The following is a 22,490-nucleotide window of genomic DNA, read 5'->3' as shown; positions in this document are numbered from 1 at the left end:
GTTCGGATAGAATCACGGAGTGGCACGCAAGCAGATCACCGGCATCGGCCCCGCTCCCACCACCGGGGCCGACGACACCGGCTGCCCGATCCTCCACGTCGACATGGACGCCTTCTTCGCCAGCGTCGAACTGCTGGAGCGGCCCGAGCTCAGGGGCCGCCCGGTCATCGTGGGCTCGCCCGCGGGCCGCGGCGTGGTGCTCAGCGCGACCTATGAGGCCAGGGCGTTCGGCGTGCACTCGGCGATGCCCATGAGCAGGGCGCGCCGCGTGTGCCCGCAGGCCGTGATCATCCCGCCCGGACACGGGAAGTACTCCGAGGTCTCCAAGGGCGTCATGGAGATCTTCCACTCGATCACCCCGCTGGTCGAGCCGATCGCCTCCGACGAGGCCTTCCTCGACGTCGGCGGGGCGCGGCGCCGGCTGGGCTCGCCCGCGGAGATCGCGGTCCTGATCCGGGAACAGGTTCGGGAAAGATACGGCATCACCTGCTCCGTGGGCGTGGCGGCGAGCAAGTTCATCGCCAAGCTCGCCTCAAAACAGTGCAAGCCCAACGGGTTGCTGGTGGTGCCGGCCGGCGAGATCGTCGGCTTCCTCCATCCGCTGCCGGTCTCGGCGCTGTGGGGAGTGGGTGAGCGCACCGAGCAGGCCCTCGTCCGCCTCGGCATCCGTACCGTGGGCGATCTGGCCAGGGTGCCGCCCACGACGCTCCAGCGCGAGCTGGGCCCCGCCGCGGGCGGTCATCTGGCGGCGCTGGCCTGGGGACGCGACGAGCGCGCCGTGACCGTCCACACGCCCGACAAGAGCATCGGCAACGAAGAGACATTCGCCACAGACGTCGACGATCCCGAGACGATCAAGCGTGAGCTGCTCCGCCTGTCGGAGAAGGTCGCCGCGAGGATGCGTAAGAGCGGACACGTGGGCAGGACGGTGAGTGTGAAGCTGCGCCGTGCCGACTTCTCCACGATCAGCCGCTCCCGCACGCTCAGGGAGGCGACCGACGTGGCCCAGGAGATTTACGCCACGGCCTGCGACCTGTTCGACGCGGCGGGCCTGGAGCGCGTGCGGCTGCGCCTGGTGGGCGTCCGGATGGAGAACCTCGGCCCGGCGCAGGCGGCGTCCCGCCAGCTCAGCCTGGGTGCGCGGGAGACCGGCTGGCGCGAGGCCGAACAGGCGATGGACAAGGCGATCCGGCGCTTCGGGCCGGATGCGGTACTCCCGGCTTCGCTAGTTCGGGGCAGACTTGATGAAATGGAGGCATGACGCCCATGTCGCGAATGGCCCAAAATGGAGGTATGACGTCACCTCCGGTTTGGTCTGCGTTGGACGTTTCCTTTCGCCTACGTCTACAGGCTCGTATTCTGGGGATAACCGACCGCGAGGTTCGGACACCCCGTGTCGTCCGTTGCCGTCTTCCCCGTCCTGGGGCCGTCCTTGGGAGGCGCCGTGCCGCTCTCTGAGCACGAGCAGCGCTTGCTCGACCAGATCGAGCAGGCCCTCTACGCCGAGGACCCGAAGTGGGCCAACACCGTAAGGATCAGTGACCCGCGCAGCCATTACAAGCGTCGCCTGATCAAAGCCTCCATCGGCTTTGCTCTGGGCGTCGTCATCATGATGGTTGGCGTCGTCATCCAGATGATCCCGCTCGGCGTCGGCGGTTTCGTGGTCATGCTCGCCGCGTGTCTGTGGGGTCTGTCCAGCTGGAAACGTATGAACGGGTTCGGTGACTCCGGCTCTGCCCAAGGCGCTCCGGTGCCCGGCAGCAGCAAGGGAGTCAGGAAGAGCCGTGGCTCGTTCATGGAGCGTATGGAGGAGCGCTGGCGTCGTCGTCACGACGACCGCTGACCTTTCTCCATCCGTTACGGCGGTGCCGCCCCACCGCCACCCGCCGATGAGGGCTGGCCTCGATCGGGGGGATCGCTTCTCACGTCGGACGTGGTCCCCGCCGTGACGGTCACGCCCGACCGGCTGACGGGGACGATCTGACACGGGCGCACAGACGAAGGTGGCCTGCCCGGAACCGGGCAAGCCACCTTCCTTCATCCGATCTACCTGGTCGCGCTTCTCCTGAACCTGAGGTTCTCCAGGCGGTCGAAGCCGTCCAGCACGCCCTCGCCCATGGACCGCAGCCTGCGCAGCGTCGACGGGGGCAGCAGCGCCGCCCTGATCCGCCGTCCCCGCGAGAGCGTGGCCGCCAGGGCCCGCCGTACCTTGCGCAGGTCCTTGCCCAGCGGTCCGACCACGCCGGGGTCGCGCGCGAACAGCACCCGCTCGACCGTCGCGGCGATCGAGGTCATGGCCGCCGCCGACTCGGCGTCGAACTCGTAGCGCTGCGTCAGCCGCCGGGCCAGCGCCCGTGGCGTCTCGCTGGGCTCGCGGGCCATGCCGTAGTCGTACAGGATGTCGTCCAGCTCCGCCCACGCGGCGGCCACCGACGGGTGGCTGCCCGCGATCACGCGCGCGGTGAGCTCGTCGGAGGGCGCGGAGACCTTCCAGCCGAGCGCGCGCACCCGGCGGCTGCGGGTGATCTGCCGGATCGCCGCCGGGATGAGCAGGATCAGCAGCAGGATCGCGACCCCGATGCCGATCTTGGCGATCAGCGGCGTCGGCTCCTCCGCCGGCAGGCCGTTGCCGCCGAGCCTGGCCTCGCGGTCGTCGATCTCGCGCGGGTTGCGGCCGGGCTGCTGACCGGGCGGCAGCTCCTCGCCCTGCGCGGTGGCGCCGGGCGTCGGGCTGGAGGAGGTCGTGGCCGGCGTCGGCTGCGGGCGGGCGTACTCCGGGACCCGCGCGCTGCCCTGACCGGCGGAACCCGCCGGGGTCGGCTCGAACGGCAGCCAGCCGACGCCCTCGAAGTAGAGCTCCGGCCAGGAGTGGGAGTCGTCGGTGCCGACCGTCCACTGATCGCCGGTCTTGTCGCCGCCGGTGTAGCCGATCGCGACCCGGGCCGGGATGCCGATCGCCCTGGCCAGCACCGCCATCGCGCTGGCGAACTGCTCGCAGTACCCGACCTTGCTGCTCAGCAGGAAGTCGCGCAGCGCCGAGGTGCTGCTGCCCTGCGTGCGCAGGTCGTAGGTGAAGTTGCCGGTCTTGGTGAAGAACTCCTGCAGCTTCAGCGCCGCGTCGTACTGCGTCTCGGCGCCCTTGGTCTGCTCATAGGCCAGGTCGCGCAGGTCGGAGGGGAAGTCCTCCGGCAGCCGCAGGTAGCGCGCCTCGACGTTGGGCTGCTGCGGCCGCTGGAGCGCGCGCAACTGGTCGGGCGTCGGCTTCGGTTCGCTCGTCGCCACCTGGTACTCCAGGCCGGAGGCGCTGTCGCGGGTGGAGAAGACCATGAGCGTGCTCACGTCCGCCCGCCAGTCGCCGTCCGCCCGCACCTCGCGCGGCGGGTACGGCAGCGGCAGGAACGCCAGGTTCTCGACCTCTTCGCTGATCTTGATGTCGGTCACCGCGTTCACGGTCTCGACGCCGCCGCCCAGCCCCGGAGGAGGCGGCAGCGGGCCGGCGTCGGTGCGGTTCTCCGCCGCGCCCTTCGGCTTGGTCAGGCCGAACTGGTCGCCGTCGAAGGTGTCCAGCGAGTAGATCCGCAGGTAACGCGGGACGTCGTCGTTGTTGGTGTAGGTCAGCACGGTCCGCTTCTCGGGAAGCGTCAGCTGGCCCTTCATGTTCGTGACCGGGTTGGGGATCTGGATCATGTTCCCCCTGCCCCCGGTGCCCTGGCCGCCCACGCCGAAGCTGAAGAACGACACCGGCTCCAGCGGCGGCAGGAACGCCGGCACCACCACGGCGATCGCGATCGCGGCGAACCCGATCCGCTTGCCCGACAGCCGCAGGCCCCGCGTGTCCGCGCTCTCGCCCGGCGACGGGGTGGTGGCCGCGCGGGTCCTGCGTACCAGGACCGCCCGGCCCCAGTGCCCGACCCGCTCGCGCCCGTCGGCGATCAGCAGGCCGGTGAAGCCGAGCGCGGCGATGATGAACGCCCACCAGGCGATCGGCTCCAGCAGGATCGTCGCGGGAACGGTCGCCAGCGCCAGCATCGGCAGCCCGGCCAGGGCCGCCCGCCGCATCCGGGCGGCCAGCAGGTCCACCGCGATCGCGATGATCCCCACGCCGCCCGTGGTCAGCAGCGCGATCCCCGGGTTGTCACCGGGCACCGGCGCGGCGAAGCGCTGGATGTCGTCCCAGCCGGTGGCCAGCAGCTTCAGCAGCTCGGCCGCCGAGCCCTTCGTGGGCACGAACAGCGCCCACGCCTTGTCACCGGCGAACGAGGCGGTCAGGTAGACGCCGAGCGTGGCCAGGCTGACCAGCGCCGCCGCCCACGTGGGCAGTGACAGCCGGCCGCTGATCGCGCTGGCGACCAGGATGGTCAGGACCGCGCCCAGGGAGCCCCAGAACCAGGCGCCGCCCTCGAACAACGGGTGCAGCAGGATGGCCGCGCAGAACGTGGCGACGGCCGCGGCGACGGACAGCCTCATGCCGCACCTCCGGGATGGACGGCGAAGCGGCCCCGGCTGGCGGCGTCCTGCCACACCGAGGCGATGGACGTGCCGGCCGGGAGCCTGACGGTGCGCCAGCCGTACCCGGCGAGGACGGTCTGGACGGCCAGGTAGCTCTCCGAGGTGTTCGGCTGGGCGGCGTCCCAGGTGTCGACGTCGAGCAGGACGGCCACGCCGGTGATGCCGCTGTGCCTGATCCTGGCCAGGTCGCGGGCCTCCTCCGGGTCCATGGCGCCGAGTACGGCGACGACCAGGCCGTCGCCGCTGCCCTGCCGCAGCGCCGAGACGCCGATCTCCAGCGAGCGCGCCGGGCTGTTGCGGACCATCGCGAGGGTGTCGAGCAGCGACCAGCTCAGCCCGCTGTCGGTCAGGTGCTCGGCGCCCTGGTCGGTGACCAGCCGCAGGCCGAGCCCCTCGTGCGCCAGGTGCACGCCGATGGAGGCCGCGGCCGAGACCGCCACCTCGAACGACGAGCGCGGGCCCTCGCCGCGGTGCGCCGAGCGCCGGGTGTCCAGCAGGAGCGCGCCGCGGCTCTGCCACTGCTGCTCCTCGCGCCGCACCATCAGCTCGCCGTGGCGGGCGGTGGAGCGCCAGTGCACGCGCCGCAGGTCGTCGCCCTGCCGGTACTCGCGCGGCGCCACGTCGTCGTCGCCCGCCGCGGCCACACTCCTGGTACGGCTGTCGCCGCCGCCGGTCCACTCGCCCGACAGGCGTACGTGGGGCAGCGCCACGACCTGCGGCGTCACCACGAGCGTGTCGCTGATGGTGAAGGCGCGGGCCAGTTCCACCAGCCCGAACGGGTCGGCGATGCGCACCGACAGCGGCCCTATGGTGAACCGGCCGCGCAGGTCGGAGCGGACCCGGTAGTCGATCTCCCGGATGCCCTTGGCCTCCACCCGGTCCAGGACGAAGCGCGGGCGTACGCCCAGGGCGTACGGGACGGTGTCCTCGATCAGCAGCAGGCCGGTGGGCAGCCGGGTGACGTTCTCCAGCCGCAGCGTCACGGTGGCCTCGCCGCCGACCTCGGCCCGCGAGGGCGACAGGCGGCGGGCGCAGCTGAGCCGGTACCGGGTGCGCGCCACCACCATCGCGGCCAGCAGCGGCAGCGCCGTCACCAGCACGCCGATGCGCAGCAGGTCGTGCTCACCGAGCAACAGGGCCATGAGCAACGCCGCCAGCCCCGCGGCGAGGAACGACCTGCCGCGCGCGGTCAGTGCGCGCAGTCCCGTTCTCACGCCCGGGTCTCCGGTACGGGCACCCTCCTGACCAGATCGCCCACGACCTGCTCGGGCAGGCGGCGCTGGCCCTGCGCCTCGACGCTGGGCAGCAGCCGGTGGGCCAGGACCGGCACGGCCAGGTCCTGGAGGTCGTCGGGGATGACGTAGTCGCGTCCGGACAGGGCCGCGTGGGCGCGGGCGGCGCGTACGAGCTGCAGCGTGGAGCGCGGGGAGGCGCCCAGCCGCAGGTCGGGGGAGTGGCGGGTGGCGACCGCCAGGTCGATGGCGTACTTCTTGACCGGCTGCGAGACGTACACGCCGCGCACGGCCTCGATCAGCGCCCGCACCTCGGCGGTGGTGGCCACGGGCTCCAGCTTGTCCAGCGGAGGGGTGCCTCCGTGCACGTCGAGCATCTCCAGCTCGGCGGCCGGCTCGGGGTAGCCCATCGCCACGCGGGCGGTGAAGCGGTCGCGCTGGGCCTCGGGGAGGGGGTAGGTGCCCTCCATCTCGATCGGGTTCTGCGTGGCGATGACCATGAAGGGCGACTCAAGGTGGTACGTCACGCCGTCGACCGTCACCTGGTGCTCCTCCATGCACTCGAGGAGGGCGGACTGCGTCTTGGGGGAGGCGCGGTTGATCTCGTCGCCGACCACGATGTTGGCGAAGACGGGACCGGGCTTGAACTCGAACTCGCGCGTCTGCTGGTTGTAGGCGCTGACGCCGGTGATGTCGCTGGGCAGCAGGTCGGGCGTGAACTGCACGCGGCGCACCGGGCAGTCGATGGAGCGCGCCAGGGCCTTGGCGAGCATGGTCTTGCCGACTCCGGGCACGTCCTCGATGAGCAGGTGCCCCTCGGCGAGCAGCACCGTCAGGGTGAGGCGGACGGCGTCGCTCTTGCCCTCGATCACCGACTCGATGGCCTGCCGAATCCGGTGCGCGGTGGACACGAGCTCTTCCAGCCGCTGAGGGACATCATGGGTTACTGCCACCAGGCCTCCATGAGAAGTGCGACGGCTGTCCCGCTGGAGCGTGCGTTGGCGGGAGCCATGCCATTCCTTTTCCATTGTGTGTACCGACCCTACGACGCTGGGGGTTCTTGAGCGACATTTGTCGGTATTCCTCCAGTCCTGACAGTGTTCGAAGGAACCTTCGTGTTCTTGTCCCGTCGCGGTGCGAATCCCGTGACAGTCGGTGGCGCGAAGCGCTCCACTTTCCTCCACCACTGCCCCCGCGGGACCCCTCCAGGCCCCATTCCGTGGGGCGTTTCAACTCTCGACACGCCCATGAGGGTTGACCGGCCGCCCAGCCCGCTCCACCGAGCGCCATCGCTCTGACCTGGGGTTTTGCAAGACGTATAGGCGGCGACCTGGGTTGTAATCAGTTGACGGTGGGGAGAAGTGGAGTATGGTGGTGCGCAGTGGAGGGCCGGTGCACCAGCGCTAGGCGCTTCATGAGGCACGGGAGGTGGGGCCGATGTTCCTCGGCACCCATCAGCCGCGTCTCGACGACAAGGGACGGCTGTTCCTGCCGGCTAAGTACCGTGAGGAGCTGGCGGAGGGTCTTGTGATTACCAAAGGCCAGGAGCGATGCCTCTACGTCTTTCCGGTGGAGGAGTTCCAGCGCATTACCGAGGCTCTCAGCACCGCCCCGGTCACCGCCAAGGCGGTGCGTGACTACAGCCGTGTCTTCTTCGCCAGCGCGTCCGACGAGACTCCGGACAAGCAGGGACGCATCACGATCCCGCAGGGCCTGCGCACGTACGCGGGCCTGGAACGTGACTGCGTGGTCATCGGGGCCAACACCCGCCTGGAGATCTGGGACGCGCAGGCCTGGGAGACCTATCTCAACGCACAGGAGCAGGCCTTCGCCGATCTCTCGGAGGAGGTGCTGCCAGGGATTCTGTAATCGTCACGGTCGATTCGACGGTGTGGTCGTTCGGCGAGGTCTCCACCCGCAACCACTGTCCGGCAGCTGATGCACCTTCCCCGGTGTCAGATGTACCGGTATCTCGAAGAGGATGCGGATGGGGACCTGGCCGGACGGGCACCGGGTGGGGACCTTTGGAAGGATCGGCCGTCGCGTCATCCGCGAGCAAGGACGCGAGAGGGGGGTTGGAGAGATGGCAGAGAGCGCTCACGTTCCGGTGATGCTCGAGCGCGTTCTGGAGTTGCTGGCGCCGGCGTTGGCCGGTGCGCACCCCGTTGTCGTCGACGCCAACCTCGGCCTCGGTGGCCATACGGAAGCCCTGCTCGCCGCCCACCCTTCACTGCACGTGATCGGGATCGACCGCGACCCGTTCGCGATCGAGTTCTCCACGCGGCGGCTCGCGCCGTACGCAGAGCGGATCTCGCTCGTCCACGCGACATCGGACGAGCTGGCCTCCGTGCTCGCGCGGCTGGGCCGTGAGAAGGTCGACGGAGTGCTGTTCGACCTGGGCGTCTCCTCGCCTCAGCTCGACGAGGCCGAGCGCGGGTTCGCCTATTCCTACGACGCTCCGCTCGACATGCGGATGGACACGAGCCAGGACCTCACGGCGGAGAAGGTGGTCAATACCTACTCGGCCGGGGAGCTAACTCGCATCCTTCGTGATTACGGAGAGGAACGGTTCGCACCGCGTGTCGCAGGCCTAATCATCAAGGAAAGGGCCAAGGAGGCCATAACGTCGACTAAGCGGCTTGCCGACATCGTCCGAGAGGCGATTCCTGCCGCTACCCGGCGCACAGGGGGAAACCCCGCCAAGAGGACTTTTCAAGCGCTGCGCATCGAGGTGAACGCGGAACTCGCCGCCCTGGAGGCGGCGCTGCCCGCCGCCCTCGACGCGCTGGTGCTGGGTGGGCGAGTCGTCGTGCTCGCCTACCACTCCCTGGAGGACCGGCTGGCCAAGCAGGTTCTCACGGCGCGAACCAGGGACACCAGCCCGCACGGGCTGCCCGTCCCGCTCCCGGCACACCAGCCGAGGTTCCGCCTGCTGACGAGGGGAGCGGAGCTCCCAAGTGAAGAAGAGGTCACCCGCAACCCGCGGGCGACCTCGGCCCGGCTGAGGGCGGCAGAGAGGATCCGTGTTGACGACGAGGACTGAGCAGGAGATCAGGAGGAGCGCGCCCGCACGCGGCGCCGGCACGCCGAAGAGTGGCGCCGGCAGGTCCGGTTCGGCGAACAAGCCCGTCCCGCCCCCGCGTCCCGCCGCCTCCACCCTTGACCACGCCGACGAGGCCCGCGACGAGCGTACCGGCGCGGTACGGCCCCGCCAGGGCGCCGAGCCCCGCGACGAGCGCACCGCCGCCACCCGCGCCCGCCGCGGCCCGACCGGCCGCGCCCGCCGCACCGAGGACACCGACGACCGCACCCCGGCACGCGGCGCCGACCGTGACGGGCGGGGCTCGGCGAGCCGCGCCGACCGTGACGGGCGTGCCGCCACGCGGCGTGCCGAGGGTGGCGAGCGTGTCGCCACGCGGCGTGCCGACGGTGAGGAGCGTGTGACGACCCGGCGTGCCGAGGGTGGCGAGCGTGTCGCCACGCGGCGTGCGGAGGACGGTGCCGGCGAGCGTGCCGGGGCGCTGCGGACGCGTCAGGGTGACGAGCTTCGCGACGGGCGGTCCGCTGGTTCGCCGCAGGCCGAGGGTGAGCCCGGCGTCGCTGCGCGGACACGCGGGCGGTCGGTGCGGCCTCAGGGGGCGCGGCGGCCGGCGAGCGCGCGGCGCGGCCCGGCGCGGCGGCAGCGCGGTCCGTTCATCGTGCTGGTGCTCGGGCTGCTCGGCGGCGGGCTGGTCAGCCTGCTGCTGCTCAACACCGTGCTGGCGCAGGACTCCATCCGGGCGGGCAACCTGAAGTCCGAGATCGCCCAGCTCGAGCTCGGCAACCAGCAGCTCGGGGTGGACAACGAGCGCCGCAAGCAGCCGAGCCAGATCGCCGAGGCCGGTGAGCGGCAGCACCTCCAGCCCGACTGGAAGGACCCCAACGTCATCACCCCCGCCAGCGAGGATTCCAGCAAGGTGGGCGGCGCGAACCGGTGAGGGACTCAGGCGGCCGCGGGCAGGGACCCGGTCGCGGACCAGGCGGCGCCGGCGCTCAAGGAGGGCCCGGCGCCGCTCGGCGTACGCCCCGGGGCACGGGCGGCACCGGGCGGACCGGTAGGACCGGGCGACCGGCGGCGGGCGACGACCCGTTCGACCTGCCTTTCACCGACGACCGCCGCCGCCCCGAGACCGGCGACGGGCAGCAGGACGAGCGTCCACGCCGCCGCACCTCCCAGGAGGGCGAGCGCTCGCCCCAGGAGCCGCGGGGCCGTACCTCTCAAGAGGGCCGTACCTCTCAAGAGGGTCGCACGTCTCAGGAAGGGCGTGTTTCCCGCGAACGGCGGGGCGCTCAGGACGGTGCGCGCGAGACCCGGCAGCGGCCGGGCAGGACCGACGGGCGGGACGAGCGCGAGGCGCGTGACCCGCGGACACGGCCCGTCAGGCCCGGCGCCGACGGAGGACGGCCCAGGGGTGAGGTGCCGCGACCGCGTGGCGGGCCCGCCGACCCGGAGCGCGGCGCCCGCAGGGGCGGCATGCCGCCGCGCAGGCCGCCGATTCCGCCGCGGCCGCCCAGGCCGCCGCTGGTGCTCAGGCTGGGCAACCCGCGCCGCCGCATCAACATCGGCATGATCGCCATGACGTTCATCCTGTCGATCTTCGCCGGCCGCCTGATCCAGATGCAGGGGCTCGACTCCAAGATCTACGAGGCCAAGGCCGTGGGCCAGCGCATGATCACCGAGGTCATCCCCGCCAAGCGCGGCTCGATCACCGACGTCAACGGCCACGCCCTGGCCATGACCGTCGAGGCCCGCGAGGTGGCGATCGACCCGTCGAAGGTGCACCCGAGCGTACGCGCCAAGGTGGCCAACGTCCTGGCGGCCGAGCTCGGCAAGTCCCAGCAGGAGATCGCCGGCAAGCTCGCCAAGGACACCACCCAGTACCAGCTCCTGGCCAAGGACGTCGACCCGGTCGTGGCGAGCCGCCTGCTCAAGGCGCAGATCCCGGCGTTGACCGCGAAGAAGCAGTACAAGCGCATCTACCCGGCCGGCGACCTGGCCGGCACGCTGGTGGGCTTCGTGGGCGTGGACGGCACCGGCCTGGGCGGCCTGGAGGAGGCCAAGAACTCGCTCCTGGCCGGCCGCGACGGCAAGCAGCGGGTGGAGCAGGGCCGCGACGGCCAGCGCATCCCGATGACCCACAGCCAGCGCCAGGCGCCCCTGGAGGGCAGCGACGTGCGGCTGACGATCGACCGCGACATCCAGTGGGCGGCCCAGAAGTCGATCGCCGAGCAGGTCAAGGCAGTGGGCGCGGAGAGCGGCACGGTCATCGTCATGGACGTGAAGACCGCGCAGATCGTCGCCATGGCCAACGCCCCCGAGCTCGACCTGAACAACTGGCGTCAGGCCCCCCAGGAGAACTACATCAACCGGGCGGCGGCCGACGTGTTCGAGCCGGGCAGCACCAACAAGGTGATCACCGCGGCGGCGGCGCTGGAGAGCGGCGCGGTCAGGCCGACGACGAGCTTCCGCGTCAAGGACAACATCCGCTGCTACGACCGCACGCTGCGCGACGCCGAGCCGCACCCGCCGGAGACGATGACGTTCCAGACGGCGATCGCCAAGTCCAGCAACGTCGCCACGATCATGGCCGCCCGCAAGGTGGGCTCGCAGCGGCTGCACGGCATGCTGAAGTCCTTCGGGTTCGGCGCCAAGCCGGGCGGCGGCGTGCCGGGCGAGGAGGCCGGGCTGCTGCCCGACTACAAGTCCTGGTCGGGCAGCCAGAGCTGCACGATCGCCTACGGCCAGGGCGTCTCGGTCACGGCCCTGCAGATGGCCAGCGTGTACCAGACGATCGCCAACGGCGGCGTCAGGGTGCCCCCGCAGATCGTCGCCGGCACCACCGGCGAGGACGGCAGGTTCAAAGCGGCCGCCGCCGGCAAGCAGACCAGGGTGGTCAGCGAACGGACGGCGACGGAGATCACCGCGATGCTGGAGAGCGCGGCCAGCGAGGAGGGCACCGGCGGCCTGGCGGCCATCCCCGGATACCGCGTGGCCGGCAAGACCGGTACCGCGAACCGCTACGATCCGAAGCTGGGCCGTTACGACGGCTACACCGCATCCTTCGTGGGCTTCGCGCCCGCCGACGCGCCCCGCCTGGTGGTGCTGTCGGTGCTGCAGAACCCGCAGAAGGGCCACTTCGGCGGGCAGCTCGCGGCCCCCGTGTTCAAGCAGGTGATGACGTTCGCCATCAAGAGCAGGAAGATCCCGCCCACAAGCTCGACCGCGCCTCCGGTGCGGTTGAGCGCCGGACAGTGACCGGGGAAGGTACGCTCTCGCCGTGCGTCCCCCGTCGTCTATGCGTCCCACGACCAGCCCGCCGCGCCCGCTGACCGGCCTGGCCACCATGCTCGACGCCGATTCCGGCACGGCGCGTTCGCCGCATGCCGCGATCACCGGCGTCACCATCGACTCCCGCCAGGTGCGGCGCGGAGACCTCTACGTCGCGCTTCCCGGCAGCCACGCCCACGGGGCGAGCTTCGCCGCCGAGGCCATGGCCAACGGCGCGGTCGCCGTCCTCACCGATCCGGCCGGCCGCGACGCCGCGGTCGCGACCGGGCTGCCGGTGCTGGTCGTGCCGGAACCTCGCGCCCTGCTCGGGCAGATCTCCTCCTGGGTGTACGGCCAGCCGTCCCACGACCTGTCGGTCATCGGCGTGACCGGCACCAGCGGCAAGTCCACGACAACGTTCCTGCTGGAGGCCGGGCTGCGCGCCGCCGGCCACACGACGGGCCTGATCGGCGGCGTGGAGATCCGGGCGGGCGAGGTGCGCTTCGAGTCGCGGCTGACCACGCCGGAGGCCTCGGAGCTGCACGGGCTGTTCGCGTTCATGCGCGAGCAGGGCGTCTCCTCGGCGGTGATGGAGGTCTCCAGCCACGCGCTGGCGCTGGGCCGCATCGACGGGATCTTCTACGACGTGGCCCTGTTCACGAACCTGTCGCAGGACCATCTCGACTTCCACCGCGACCTGGACGACTACTTCGCCACGAAGGTCAGGCTGTTCCAGCCGGAGCTGAGCCGGGCCGGCGTGACGAACCTGGACGACCCCCACGGGCGCGAGCTCCTGACGGTGGCCAAGATCCCGATGACGACGTTCTCGCCCACGGGTGACCCGGAGGCCGACTGGCGGGCGCTCGACGTACGGCTGGGCGCCGACGGCAGCTCCTTCCGCGTCGTGGGCCCCGGCGGCGTCGAGGCCGACGCCCAGGTGGCGCTGCCGGGCTCGTTCAACGTCGCCAACGCGCTGGGCGCGATCGTGACGCTCGTGGAGGCGGGCGTGCCGCTGCAGGCCGCGGTGCACGGCGTGGGCACGCTGAAGGGCGTTCCCGGCCGTATGGAGCGGGTGACGACGTCCGAGGACGACTTCCAGGCCGTGGTCGACTACTCCCACAAGCCCGGCGCCGTCGAGTCGGTGCTCAATTCGCTGCGCCAGGTGACTTCTGGCAGGCTCACCATCGTGCTCGGCTGCGGCGGCGACCGCGATAGGGGCAAAAGGCCCATGATGGGAGAAGCTGCGGCGCGCCTCGCGGATGTGGCCATTTTCACCAGCGACAATCCACGCACAGAGGATCCTCTCCATATCCTTGCCGCGATGATGGAGGGGGCACTCGGCGTTCCCCGGCATGAGCGCGCTCATGTGATCATTGAGCCCGACCGCGCGGCGGCGATCGACCTGGCAGTACGCCGGGCCGGGCGCGGCGACGTGATCGTCGTGGCGGGCAAGGGCCACGAGCAGGGCCAGTACATCTCAGGCGAAGTGATCCCCTTCGACGACCGCGAGGTGGTCGCCGAAGCGATCCACAGGAAGGTTTACCAATGATCCCGTTGCCACTGGCCAGGATCGCCGAGCTCACCTCGGGCGCTCTGTCGGGCATGGCCGACCCTCGGGCCGTGGTGCGCGGCCCCGTCGTGATCGACTCGCGGCAGGTCGAGCCGGGATCGTTGTTCGCCGCCTTCCGGGGCGCCAACGTCGACGGGCACGAGTACGCCGTCCAGGCGGTGCGCGCGGGCGCGGTGGCCGTGCTGGCCAGCCGTCCGGTCGAGGCGCCCACGGTGATCGTCCCCGACGTGGCCGCCGCTCTGGCGGCCCTGGCCACCGCGGTGGCCGGCTCGCTGCCGCAGGCGACCGTGCTCGGCGTGACCGGCTCGGCCGGCAAGACCACCACCAAGGACCTGCTGGCCCGCCTGACCGGCCGCATCGGGCCGACGATCGCGCCGGTCGGCTCGTTCAACAACGAGATCGGCCACCCGCTGACCGTCCTGAAGGCCGACCTCGACACCCGCTTCCTGGTGCTGGAGCTGAGCGCCCGCGACGCCGGGCACATCGCCCACCTGGCCGCCATCGCGCCGCCGAGCATCGGCGTGGTGCTCAACGTCGGCACCGCCCACCTCGGCGTCTTCGGCGGCAAGGACGCCATCGCCAAGGCCAAGGGCGAACTGGTCGAGGCGCTGCCCGCCACCGGCGTGGCCGTGCTCAACTCCGACGACCCGCTGGTGCGCGACATGGCCGGGCGCACCGACGCCCGCGTCACGTTCTTCGGCCGCGGCGAGGAGGCTGCCATCCGCGCCGAGGAGGTGACCGTCGACGAGCGTGGCCGCGCCTCCTTCCGGCTGCGCACGCCGTCCGGCGTCGCCTACGTGCGGCTGCGGCTGTACGGCGAGCACGCCGTCGACAACGCGCTGGCCGCCGCGGCGGCGGGCTACGAGCTCGGGCTGCCGGTGGCCACGATCGCCGAGGAACTGTCGGAGGCCGAGCCGCGCAGCCGCTGGCGCATGGAGGTCACCGACCGCCACGACGGCGTGACCGTCATCAACGACGCCTACAACGCCAACCCCGACTCCATGCGGGCCGCCTTCGAGGCGCTCGGCGTGGTCGGCGCCGGACGGCGCCGCTTCGCCGTCATCGCCGCGCTGCGCGAGCTCGGCGAGGAGAGCGCCACGCTCAACGAGGAGCTGGGCCGCCTGGCGGGAAGTGCCGGGCTGGCCGGGCTGATCGTGGCGGGGCCCGACGCCGGGCCGGTGCTGGAGGGCGCCTTCGCCGCCTCCAGCCAGGTGGCCGCGGCCCAGGGGGCGCCGCCACCGGGCGCGCCGCCGGCGGGGCCGTACCCACAGCAGGGCACGCGGATCGTGCACGTGGCCGACGCGGAGGCGGCGGCGCGGGAGCTCGCGTCGTGGCTGCTGCCCGGTGACGTGGTGCTGGTCAAGGGCCCGCGGGCGATGGGGCTCGAACGCACGGCCGAGCGTGTACTCGGGAGCGCGCGGTGACCAACATCATCATCGCCGGCGCGGTGGGATTGATCCTGTCGATGCTCGGCACCCCCCTCGCGATCCGCCTGTTCGCCAGGCGGGGTTACGGACAGGAGGTCCGCGAGGACGGCGTCCAGGCGCACCTGAGCAAGAAGGGCACGCCCACGATGGGCGGCGTGGTGTTCGTGCTGGCCTCGCTGCTGGCCTACGGCGCCTCGCACCTGGTCACGTTCGAGTCGCCGACGATCTCGGGCCTGCTGGTGCTGTTCCTGATGACCGGGCTCGGCGCGGTCGGCTTCCTCGACGACTTCATCAAGATCTACAAGCAGCGCAGCCTCGGCCTGCGCTCGGGCGCCAAGGCGCTGGGCCAGCTGATCGTCGGCGCCGTCTTCGCGGTGCTGGTGACCCAGCAGGCCAACGTGTACGGCATCACGCCCGCCGAGACCCGGCTGTCGTTCCTGCGCGACTTCGGGCCGTCGATCGGCCTGGTCGGGTTCACCATCTGGGTGCTCATCATGATCGTCGGGTTCTCCAACGCGGTGAACCTCACCGACGGCCTCGACGGCCTGGCCAGCGGCGCGACCGCCGTGGTGCTGGGCGCGTACGTGCTGATCGGCAACTGGCAGCTGCGCAACAACTGCATCGACCAGCTCGGGCCCAACTGCTACTGGGTGCGCGACCCGCTCGACCTGGCGGTGGTGGCGGCGGCGGTGCTGGGCTCGCTGATCGGGTTCCTGTGGTGGAACGCCCCGCCCGCCAAGATCTTCATGGGCGACACCGGCTCGCTGGCGCTGGGCGGCGTGCTGGCGGGTCTGGCGATCGCCACCCGCACGCAGCTCCTGCTGATCATCCTGGCCGGCCTCTGCGTGATCATCACGATGTCGGTGATCATCCAGGTCGGGTTCTTCAAGATGACCGGTAAACGGGTCTTCCGCATGGCGCCGCTGCAGCACCACTTCGAGCTGAAGGGCTGGGCGGAGACCACGATCGTGGTCCGCTTCTGGCTGATCGCCGGGTTGTGCGCGGCCGTCGGACTCGGACTGTTCTACGTGGAGTGGATGCCGCGCCCATGACGTTGACGTGTGTCGCGGGGCTCGGAGTCTCCGGTACGGCCGCCGCCCGGGTGCTGGCCGAGCGGGGCGAGCGGGTCGTCGTCCTGGAGGCGGTCGAGGGGGAGCGCCAGCGCCTCGTCGCGGCCGAGCTGGCCCGCCTGGGCGTCGAGGTGCGCTTCGGCCCCATGGAACTGCCCGGGGAGACCACCCGGCTGGTCACCACCGGCTGGGCGCCCCACCACCCGCTGATCGCCGCCGCGCTCGCGGCCGGGGTCGAGGTCGTGGGCGAGGTCGAGCTGGCCTGGCGGCTGCGCCCGGAGCAGGCGGCCCCCTGGCTGGCCCTGACCGGCACCAACGGCAAGACCACCGCCGTGCGCATGCTCACCTCGATGCTGCTGGCGGCGGGGGAGAAGGCGCTGGCCGTCGGGAACGTCGGCGTGCCGGTCGTGGAGGCCGTCGCCGAGCCGTACGACGTGCTGGCCGTGGAGCTGTCCAGCTTCCAGCTGCACTGGTCGGGCTCGCTGGCGCCCGAGGCGGCCGCGCTGCTCAACGTCGCCCCCGACCACCTCGACTGGCACGGCTCCCTGGAGGAGTACGCCGCCGCCAAGGCCAGGATCTTCGAGCGGGCGGCGACCGTGGTCTACAACGCCGACGACCCGATCGCGGCGGAGCTGGCGGCGCCGTACCGGCGCGCGGTGGGGTTCACGCTGCGGGTGCCGAGGGCGGGCGAGATCGGCGTGGTGGAGGACCTCATCGTAGACCGGGCCTTCTGCCCCGATCCCGTGCACGCCGCCGAAGAGCTCGCGAACCTGGCCGACGTGCGCCCGTTCGCGCCGCACAACGTGGCCAACGCCCTGGCCGCCGCCGCGCTGGCCCGCGCGCACGGCGTGCCGGCCGGGGCGGTACGGCAGGGCCTGCGGGACTTCGTGCCCGACCCGCACCGCATGTCGTTCGTCGAGCGGGTCGCCGAGGTCGACTACGTCGACGACTCCAAGGCCACCAACCCGCACGCCGCCGCCGCGGCCCTGGCCGCCTATCCGTCGGTCGTCTGGGTGGCCGGCGGCCAGCTCAAGGGCGCCGACGTCGAGGACCTCGTCCGCAAGGCGGCGCCGAGGCTGCGCGGGGCGGTGCTGATCGGCGTGGACCGCGCCAGGATCGCCGAAGCGATGTCGCGACACGCGCCGAATGTCCCCGTGGTGGACATCGCCGACCAAGACACTGGGGTGATGGACCGCGTCGTCACCGAAGCCGCAGCGCTCGCCTCCCCGGGGGACACCGTGTTGCTGGCGCCCGCGGGCGCCTCGCTGGACATGTTCGCCAACTACCCGGCGCGGGGGGAGGCCTTCGCGCGAGCCGTACACGAGCACGGTCTGCGCCGGGAGCCACGGACGTGAGCGCGACCACGGACGAGCGGCCCCGCAAGAGCGGCGCCGTCGAGGGGCCGTCGGTGTGGGCGCGCGAGCAGATGGGCGCGCTGCGCGAGCTGCTCGGCAAGCCGCTGACCACCTACTACCTGATCATCGGCTGCAGCGCGCTGCTGCTGATCCTCGGGCTCATGATGGTGCTGTCGGCCTCCAGCATCGAGGCGCTGAACAAGACCGGCAGCCCGTTCTCGTGGTTCATCAGGCAGACGGTGTCGGCGGCGATCGGCGTGCCGCTGATGTACGTGTGCTCGCGGCTGCCGCACAAGTTCTTCCGCTGGGCGGGCTACCCGCTCATGGTGCTGTCGATCATCGCGCTGGTCATGGTGCTGTTCATCGGCTCCTCGGAGCTGGGCGCGCAGCGGTGGATCTACATCGGCCCGCTGACCGTCCAGCCGTCGGAGCCGGCCAAGCTCGGCCTGGCGCTGTGGGGCGCGGACATGCTGGCGCGCCGGGCGCGCGCCGGGCGGATCGAGTGGCGGCAGATGCTCATCCCGCTGATGCCGGGCACCGCGATCCTTGCCGTCATGGTCATGCTCGGGCGCGACCTCGGCACCACGCTCGTGCTCATGATGATCTTCCTGTCGCTGCTGTGGGTGGTGGGGGCGCCGCTGAAGCTGTTCGGCGGCATCCTCGGCGTGGCGGTGCTGGCCGCGGTCATCATGATCAAGGTCGAGCCGTACCGCATGGCCCGCATCGGCGCCTTCCTCGATCCGTGGGCCGAGGCGCAGGGCGCCGGATACCAGGCCGTCCAGGGGCAGATCGCGATGGGCTCCGGCGGCTGGTTCGGGCTCGGGCTCGGGTCCAGCCGGCAGAAGTGGAGCTGGCTGCCGCACGGCGAGAGCGACTTCATCTTCGCCATCCTCGGCGAGGAGCTCGGCCTCATGGGCACGCTCGTCGTCGTCGCGCTGTTCGGCCTGCTCGGCTACGCCGGGCTGCGGGTGGCAGGGCGGGTCAAGGACCCGTTCATCAGGCTCTCCGCCGCCGCGGTCGTGGCCTGGATCTGCGGCCAGGCCATCGTCAACATGGGCGCGGTGATCGGCGTGCTGCCGATCACCGGCATCCCGTTGCCGCTGGTCTCCTACGGCGGCTCGGCCCTGCTGCCGACGCTGGCCGCGCTCGGGATGCTCCTGTCGTTCGCCAAACAGGAACCCGGCGCGCGCGAGGCGCTGGCCGCTCGTGGCCCCGGACCGGCCGCTCGGGCTCTAAGCTGGCTTGGCCTGGGGGGAAGAACGAGCAGGGGCCGAGCGAGACGTTAGGGAGTGACCGATCATGAGGGTGGTCCTCGCCGGTGGCGGGACGGCCGGGCACATCGAGCCCGCTCTCGCCCTAGCGGACACGCTGCGCGGGCTGGACCCGGGCATCGGCATCACCTGCATGGGCACCGACCGCGGCCTGGAGACCCGGCTGGTGCCCGCCCGGGGGTATGAGCTGGAGCTCGTGCCCGCCGTACCCCTGCCCAGGGCGATCACCCCGCAGCTGCTGACCATGCCGGGCCGCCTGGCCGGAGCGGTCAACGCCGCGGCCGCGGTCCTCGATCGGGTGCGGGCCGACGTGCTCGTGGGATTCGGCGGGTACGTGGCCACGCCCGCGTACCTGGCGGCCAAGCGGCGCGGCGTGCCCATCGTCGTGCACGAGGCGAACCCGCGCCCCGGCCTGGCCAACCGGCTGGGCGCCAAGCTCACCGACCACGTCTTCACCGGGCACCCCGACTGCGTGCTGGCCAAGGCCGAGTACATCGGCACGCCGCTGCGGCGCGAGATCGTCCAGCTCGACCGGCTGTCGATGGGCGACAAGGCGCGCTCCTGGTTCGGCCTGCAGACCGACCGGCCGACGCTGCTCGTCTTCGGCGGCTCCCAGGGCGCCCGCTCGATCAACCAGGCCGCGCTGGCCGCCTCGCCGGCCCTGCGCTCGGCGGGGGTGCAGGTGCTGCACGTCGTCGGCCCCAAGAACACCGTCGAGCGCGAGCCTCCGCCGGGCGACCCGCAGTACGTGCTGCTGCCCTACCTCGACCGCATGGACCTCGCCTACGCCGCCGCCGACCTGGCCCTGTGCCGCAGCGGCGCGCTCACCTGCGCGGAGCTGACCGCGGTCGGCCTGCCCGCGGCGTACGTGCCGCTGCCCCACGGCAACGGCGAGCAGCGGATCAACGCCGAACGCATCGCCGGGGGCGGCGGGGGGCTGCTCATCGACGATGCCGATTTGTCACCTGATTGGATCATCCGGAACGTGCTGCCCATCCTGCGGGACCCCGAACGCGTCGCCGTCATGTCCGAGGCCGCGGTCGGACTGGGACGCAAGGACGCGGACATCACGCTGGCCAGGAAAGTGTTGGAGATAGCCCAATGAGTTGCGAGCGAACCCGACGCAGCGAGTGGAGTGGAGGGCCGACGAAGGAGGCACTCCGCGGAGCGAATGAGGAGTGGTGAGCGACCGATGAGTCTCGTGAAGCTGGTCGATCCGGTCGCCGCCGAGGACCTGGGGAGGGTCCACTTCATCGGCATCGGCGGCGCCGGGATGTCGGGCATCGCCCGCATCCTGCTCAAGCGCGGCGTACGCGTGACCGGCAGCGACGCCCGCGGCTCCGACCTGGTGAACGAGCTGCGCGAGCTCGGCGCGACCGTGCACATCGGGCACGCCGCCTCCCACGTCAAGGACGCCGACACCGTCGTGGTCTCCACCGCCATCCGCGACTCCAACCCCGAGCTGGGGGAGGCGCTCAAGCGCGGGGTGCGGGTCATCCCGCGGGCCGCCGCGCTCGCCTCGGTGATGGCCGGGCGCACCGCCGTGGCCATCGCCGGCACCCACGGCAAGACCACCACGACCTCGATGCTGACCGTGGCGCTGCAGAAGAGCGGGGCCGACCCGTCCTACTGCGTGGGCGGGCAACTGGTCACCACCGGGCTCGGCGCGGACGAGGGCAACGGTGAGGTGTTCGTGGCCGAGGCCGACGAGAGCGACGGGTCGTTCCTGATGCTGGCGCCGGACATCGCGCTGGTGACGAATGTCGAGGCGGACCATCTCGACAACTACGGCGACCCGCGGGCCGTGTACGACAGCTTCAACCGCTTCGTGGAGCGGGTCGGCTCGCTGCTGGTCATCTGCGCCGACGACCCGGGGTCGGCGGCGCTGGCCGAGGTGGCCGCCAAGCGCGGGCTGCGGGTCAGGACCTACGGCACCGCGTCCGACGACTACCGCGTCAGCGGGGTGCGGCCCGACGGGTTCGGCACGCGCTTCACGATCGAGGGGCGCGGCGAGGTCAGGCTGGCCGTTCCCGGGGCGCACAACGCGCTCAACGCCACCGCGGTGGTGGCCGTGGCCGATGCCCTGGGCCTGCCGTTCGAGGAGATCAGGGACGGTCTGGCGGCCTTCACGGGGGCCAAGCGGCGCTTCGAGGCCAAGGGTGAGGCGGGCGGCGTGGCGGTCTTCGACAGCTACGCCCACCACCCCACCGAGCTGGCCGCCGACCTGCGCGCCGCCCGCGACGTGGTCGCCTCCTACTCGGGTGACGGGCGGGTCATCGCGGTCTTCCAGCCGCACCTGTACTCGCGCACCCGGTTCTTCGCCGACGAGTTCGGCGCGGCGCTCGGCCTGGCCGACCGCGCGATCGTCCTGGACGTCTACGGCGCCCGCGAGGATCCCGAGCCGGGAGTGTCGGGGGCCATGGTCGCCGAGCGGGTCAACCTGCCCGAATCCCACGTCGACTACGCGCCCGACAAGGCCGCCGTGCCCGCGCTGGTGGCGGACAAGGCGCGGCAGGGCGACATCGTCCTGACCATGGGCGCGGGCGACGTCACCGAGCTCGGGCCGCAGATCGTCGCGGAGCTGTCCACCCGGTGAGGGCACGGACCGCCTTCATCGGGCTGCTGACCGCCGGGGTCGTGGGCACGGCGGTATGGCTGGTTTTCTACTCGCCTGTCCTCGGCGTGCGAAATGTCGAGATCGTGGGGAATCTCACAGTTCCGGCCGACCAGATCGAGCAGCAGGCCGCGATCGCCGCCCTGCACCCGCTGGCCACCGTCGACCTGGCCTCGGTCGAGAGCCGCGTACTGGGCATCCGGCAGCTCGCGACCGTGAAGGCCGCGCGGGTGTGGCCGTCCACGCTGGAGATCACCGTCGCCGAACGCGAGCCGGTCGCCGTGCTGCCCGTGGGCGGGAAGGCGGCGCTCGTCGACAAGCAGGGCGTCGTGACCGAGATCCGCGCCATCGGGCCGCCCGACCTGCCCGTGCTGCACATGGACCGGCCCAGCCCGACCGACCCCGTGACGCTGGCCGCCCTCAAGGTCGTCAGCACGCTGCCGGACACGTTGTCGGGGAAGGTGAAGACGGTGCGGGCGTCGTCGGCCGAGGGGATCACGTTCGGCCTCAACGACGGGCGGACCGTGGTGTGGGGCGGCGCCGACCGCGGCGAGGACAAGGCGGCCGTGCTGCTCTCCCTCCTGTCCCGCAAGGCTGACGTGTACGACGTCAGCTCGCCCGACGTGGTGACGCTCAAGTGATCCGGTCTTCTTGCGTGCAGCTTCCTCTCTGTTCTTCTTGCGTGCAGCTTCCTCTCTGTTACGGCAAGCCGGGCTGACGCCACCCGCCGACGTGCGCTGGGGCAGGTCGGGGGGGGTCGCTTCTCACGTCGGACGTGGCCCCCGCCGTCACGGCCCCCGGTCATGGGGCCGACGGCTTGCCAGGAGCTACCCCTCCCGCCTGGCACCCGCTCCATCGCCTCGTCCGCCCCACCGCCTCGTCCGCCCCACCCCGCGCCCGCCCCACCCGCACCCGCCCCCCGCACCCGCTGCGCCGGGCCACTCCGTCGCACCCGCCCCGCCCCGCCCCGCGCCAACCCGCAGTGCCCTCCGCCAGGCGACCCCCGCCGCGCCGCCCCGCGCCGCGCCGCCCGCGCCCGCCTTGCCCGCCTTGCCCGGTGGCGTCTTTCTGGTAGCCGGTGCGCCCAGGCCGGTTGTCCGGGGCGCCATGGCCGGTGTGCGTGCTTGGGCCGGTG

At 71.9% G+C, this 22,490-nt stretch carries 18 protein-coding genes; 14 read left to right on the top strand and 4 right to left on the bottom strand.

The window, feature by feature from the left end:
- Window positions 1-19: 19 nt before the first annotated feature.
- Together dinB and ACFWYW_RS06150 are read left to right on the top strand one after the other, a co-directional pair.
- Window positions 20-1,261, top strand: a complete 1,242-nt coding sequence (gene dinB / locus ACFWYW_RS06155) for a DNA polymerase IV (protein ID WP_379618596.1) — start codon at window positions 20-22, stop codon at window positions 1,259-1,261.
- A 183-nt stretch (window positions 1,262-1,444) separates the two neighbouring features.
- Window positions 1,445-1,843, top strand: a complete 399-nt coding sequence (locus tag ACFWYW_RS06150; protein WP_379618594.1) for a DUF3040 domain-containing protein — start codon at window positions 1,445-1,447, stop codon at window positions 1,841-1,843.
- Between the two features lie 203 nt (window positions 1,844-2,046).
- On the opposite strand, the gene ACFWYW_RS06145 is transcribed toward ACFWYW_RS06150, so the two are convergent.
- The 3 genes from ACFWYW_RS06145 to ACFWYW_RS06135 are packed head-to-tail and all read right to left on the bottom strand — an operon-like array spanning window position 2,047 to window position 6,769.
- Entirely contained in the window at window positions 2,047-4,467 is a 2,421-nt protein-coding gene (locus tag ACFWYW_RS06145; RefSeq protein ID WP_379618592.1) for a DUF3488 and DUF4129 domain-containing transglutaminase family protein, read from the bottom strand.
- A complete protein-coding gene (locus ACFWYW_RS06140; protein ID WP_379618590.1) occupies window positions 4,464-5,723 on the bottom strand; it encodes a DUF58 domain-containing protein in 1,260 nt (419 codons plus the stop codon). The genes ACFWYW_RS06145 and ACFWYW_RS06140 overlap by 4 nt, the downstream gene beginning before the upstream one ends.
- Window positions 5,720-6,769 (bottom strand): AAA family ATPase, encoded by a 1,050-nt coding sequence (locus ACFWYW_RS06135; protein ID WP_379618588.1) that lies wholly within the window; start codon window positions 6,767-6,769, stop codon window positions 5,720-5,722. The genes ACFWYW_RS06140 and ACFWYW_RS06135 overlap by 4 nt, the downstream gene beginning before the upstream one ends.
- 409 nt (window positions 6,770-7,178) lie before the next feature.
- Between ACFWYW_RS06135 and mraZ the strand changes: the two genes are divergently transcribed.
- The 3 genes from mraZ (at window position 7,179) to ACFWYW_RS06120 (ending at window position 9,718) form a co-directional block, all read left to right on the top strand.
- Window positions 7,179-7,610: a division/cell wall cluster transcriptional repressor MraZ gene (mraZ, locus tag ACFWYW_RS06130; protein WP_184960700.1), complete on the top strand. Its 432-nt coding sequence runs from the start codon at window positions 7,179-7,181 to the stop codon at window positions 7,608-7,610.
- 214 nt (window positions 7,611-7,824) lie between these two features.
- Window positions 7,825-8,784 (top strand): 16S rRNA (cytosine(1402)-N(4))-methyltransferase RsmH, encoded by a 960-nt coding sequence (rsmH, locus tag ACFWYW_RS06125; RefSeq protein ID WP_379618586.1) that lies wholly within the window; start codon window positions 7,825-7,827, stop codon window positions 8,782-8,784.
- Window positions 8,768-9,718 (top strand): hypothetical protein, encoded by a 951-nt coding sequence (locus tag ACFWYW_RS06120; protein ID WP_379618584.1) that lies wholly within the window; start codon window positions 8,768-8,770, stop codon window positions 9,716-9,718. The genes rsmH and ACFWYW_RS06120 overlap by 17 nt, the downstream gene beginning before the upstream one ends.
- A gap of 5 nt (window positions 9,719-9,723) precedes the next feature.
- On the opposite strand, the gene ACFWYW_RS06115 is transcribed toward ACFWYW_RS06120, so the two are convergent.
- Window positions 9,724-10,002, bottom strand: coding sequence for a hypothetical protein (locus tag ACFWYW_RS06115; protein ID WP_379618582.1), 279 nt, complete (start codon window positions 10,000-10,002; stop codon window positions 9,724-9,726).
- Window positions 10,003-10,197: 195 nt separating this feature from the next.
- Here ACFWYW_RS06115 and ACFWYW_RS06110 point away from each other — a divergent pair, with 195 nt between their 5' ends.
- The 9 genes from ACFWYW_RS06110 to ACFWYW_RS06070 all read left to right on the top strand — a co-directional run bounded on the left by ACFWYW_RS06110 (window position 10,198) and on the right by ACFWYW_RS06070 (window position 21,996).
- On the top strand, window positions 10,198-12,036 hold the full coding sequence (locus tag ACFWYW_RS06110; RefSeq protein ID WP_379618580.1) for a peptidoglycan D,D-transpeptidase FtsI family protein: 1,839 nt from the start codon (window positions 10,198-10,200) through the stop codon (window positions 12,034-12,036).
- A gap of 40 nt (window positions 12,037-12,076) precedes the next feature.
- Window positions 12,077-13,597 carry a UDP-N-acetylmuramoyl-L-alanyl-D-glutamate--2,6-diaminopimelate ligase gene (locus ACFWYW_RS06105; RefSeq protein ID WP_379618578.1) on the top strand — a complete coding sequence of 507 codons (1,521 nt, stop codon included), beginning with the start codon at window positions 12,077-12,079 and terminating at the stop codon, window positions 13,595-13,597.
- Entirely contained in the window at window positions 13,594-15,042 is a 1,449-nt protein-coding gene (murF, locus tag ACFWYW_RS06100; protein ID WP_379618576.1) for a UDP-N-acetylmuramoyl-tripeptide--D-alanyl-D-alanine ligase, read from the top strand. The genes ACFWYW_RS06105 and murF overlap by 4 nt, the downstream gene beginning before the upstream one ends.
- Complete coding sequence (mraY, locus tag ACFWYW_RS06095; RefSeq protein ID WP_184960705.1) at window positions 15,039-16,097, top strand: phospho-N-acetylmuramoyl-pentapeptide-transferase; 1,059 nt, start codon at window positions 15,039-15,041, stop codon at window positions 16,095-16,097. Before murF ends, mraY begins: the two co-directional genes overlap by 4 nt.
- Window positions 16,094-17,470, top strand: coding sequence for a UDP-N-acetylmuramoyl-L-alanine--D-glutamate ligase (gene murD / locus ACFWYW_RS06090; RefSeq protein ID WP_379618573.1), 1,377 nt, complete (start codon window positions 16,094-16,096; stop codon window positions 17,468-17,470). The genes mraY and murD overlap by 4 nt, the downstream gene beginning before the upstream one ends.
- Window positions 17,467-18,756, top strand: coding sequence for a putative lipid II flippase FtsW (gene ftsW, locus ACFWYW_RS06085; RefSeq protein ID WP_379618571.1), 1,290 nt, complete (start codon window positions 17,467-17,469; stop codon window positions 18,754-18,756). Before murD ends, ftsW begins: the two co-directional genes overlap by 4 nt.
- A 13-nt stretch (window positions 18,757-18,769) precedes the next feature.
- Window positions 18,770-19,846 carry an undecaprenyldiphospho-muramoylpentapeptide beta-N-acetylglucosaminyltransferase gene (gene murG / locus ACFWYW_RS06080; RefSeq protein ID WP_379618569.1) on the top strand — a complete coding sequence of 359 codons (1,077 nt, stop codon included), beginning with the start codon at window positions 18,770-18,772 and terminating at the stop codon, window positions 19,844-19,846.
- An 87-nt stretch (window positions 19,847-19,933) separates the two neighbouring features.
- On the top strand, window positions 19,934-21,337 hold the full coding sequence (murC, locus tag ACFWYW_RS06075; RefSeq protein WP_379618567.1) for a UDP-N-acetylmuramate--L-alanine ligase: 1,404 nt from the start codon (window positions 19,934-19,936) through the stop codon (window positions 21,335-21,337).
- On the top strand, window positions 21,334-21,996 hold the full coding sequence (locus ACFWYW_RS06070; protein ID WP_379618565.1) for a cell division protein FtsQ/DivIB: 663 nt from the start codon (window positions 21,334-21,336) through the stop codon (window positions 21,994-21,996). The genes murC and ACFWYW_RS06070 overlap by 4 nt, the downstream gene beginning before the upstream one ends.
- The last annotated feature ends 494 nt before the right edge of the window (window positions 21,997-22,490 follow it).

This window comes from Nonomuraea sp. NPDC059023 (genome assembly GCF_042740095.1).
In the GTDB taxonomy this organism is placed as follows: Bacteria; Actinomycetota; Actinomycetes; order Streptosporangiales; family Streptosporangiaceae; genus Nonomuraea.
The sequence above is the reverse complement of the archived record's forward strand: the minus strand, read 5'-3'. Positions and strand labels throughout refer to the sequence as shown.